Source organism: Rhodococcus sp. CX, assembly GCF_015865005.1.
Taxonomy (GTDB): Bacteria; Actinomycetota; Actinomycetes; order Mycobacteriales; family Mycobacteriaceae; genus Rhodococcus.
Map to the genome: position 1 here is coordinate 1 of NZ_JADZGH010000221.1, position 1,672 is coordinate 1,672.

Genomic DNA, 1,672 nt, shown 5'->3' on the forward strand with positions numbered 1-1,672 from the left:
GGGTCTCGACGTCCTCGAGCGCCTCGTCGCGCCCCGCCTCGTCGGTGCCGTCGTGGTCTCGCTCGCGCTGTGCTCGATCGTCACGCTCGGTGGTGTCGGCGCCTGCTGGCTCTACCACATCTACGTCCAGCATCTTCCCGCCGGTACGTTCATGGCGACCTTCGCCGAATACGGCCGTCCCGCGGATTTCGTTATGGCACTGGTCAAGTCGGCCGTGTTCGGTCTGCTCTCCGCGCTCGTCGCGACGTTCAAGGGACTGCACACCAAGGGCGGCCCGCGCGGTGTCGCCGACGCGGTCAACGAAGCGGTCGTCATCGCGTTCGCGCTCGTGTTCATCGTCAACACCGCGCTCTCGGCGCTGTACACGGTCATCGTTCCGGCGGTGGGTGAATTCCGTTGACCCTGACCGCCCGAGAACCTGTCCACACCGCGACCCGCGCGGTTCACCGCGTCGGCGACAATCTCGCCACGCTCGGCATGCACGTTTCGTTCTACTTCCGCACGATCGCGTCCATTCCGTACGCGCTCAGCAAGTTCCGCAAGCATGTGATCGCACAGATCAGCGAGGTCAGCTTCGGTACCCAGTCCTTGCTGTCCGGTGGCGGCACGATCGGCATCGTGTTCGCGATGTCGCTGGCCGCAGCCATGATGCTCGGTGTCGAAACGCAGCGCGGCCTCGAACTCGTCGGCATGACGACGATGTCGGGCATGCTGTCGGCGGTCGCGAACACCCGCGAGCTCGCGCCCGTGGTCGTGGCGATCGCGTTGTCGGCGAAGGTCGGTGTCGGCTTCACCGCGCAGATCGGTGCGATGCGGATCTCCGACGAGATCGACGCACTCGACTCGATGGCCATCAAGTCGATACCGTTCCTCGCGGCCACCCGCACGCTCGCCGCGATGGTCTGCGTCATCCCGATCTACATGATCGGCCTGCTCGCCAGCTACCTGTCGACGCGCCTCGTCGTCGTCGTGTTCAACGGCGCATCAGCCGGCACGTACGACTACTTCTTTCATCTGGTCCTGACACCCCAGGACCTGCTGTACTCCGGAATCAAGGCCATGGTTTTCGCGATGGTCGTCAGCCTCGTGCACTGCGCCTACGGGTACTACGCGTCGGGTGGTCCGGCGGGTGTGGGTGCCGCGGCCGGCCGTGCCCTGCGCACCGCGATCCTGTCGATCGGTGTCCTCGACGTGTTGCTGACGTTCGCGCTGTGGGGTCTGGTTCCCGAAGTTCCCGGAATGGGGGTGTGACGTGGATCGACCCACATCACGTGAAAAGACCAGGTACGTCCTCGTCGGAGCGGTCAGCGTCTGTGCGGCGCTGGCCGTCGCGGTGGGCATGGTGCTGCGCGGAACGGGAACCTTCGAGGACACGAACGACGTCTTCGTCGAGGTGCCCGCGGCCGTCGGTCTCGTCAACGGGGGCGCACCCGTGCGGTACCACGGCGTAGAGATCGGGCGGATCGCTTCCGTCGAGGCCGGTTCGGCCGAATCCCAGGTGCGCTTGGCGATCGACTCCGCTGCTGCGGAACTCGTGCCGTCGTCGGTGCTCGCCCGGGTCGTGCCCCGCACGTTCTTCGGTGACATCTACGTCGAACTCGTCGACCCGGTCGACGATCCGGCCGGCAGCCCGGACGGCATCGAGACCACCGCGGCGTCCGGCGTCGGCACG

At 66.4% G+C, this 1,672-nt stretch carries 3 protein-coding genes; all 3 read left to right on the forward strand.

The window, feature by feature from the left end; translation table 11 throughout:
- On the forward strand, positions 1-400 hold a 400-nt coding region (locus tag I0Q12_RS24310; RefSeq protein ID WP_197255528.1), incomplete at its 5' end, for an ABC transporter permease.
- Entirely contained in the window at positions 397-1,251 is an 855-nt protein-coding gene (locus tag I0Q12_RS24315) for an ABC transporter permease (protein WP_197255530.1), read from the forward strand. The genes I0Q12_RS24310 and I0Q12_RS24315, both read left to right, overlap by 4 nt.
- Position 1,252: 1 nt before the next feature.
- Positions 1,253-1,672: MlaD family protein (locus I0Q12_RS33755; protein WP_307846485.1), on the forward strand; the 420-nt coding region annotated here is incomplete at its 3' end.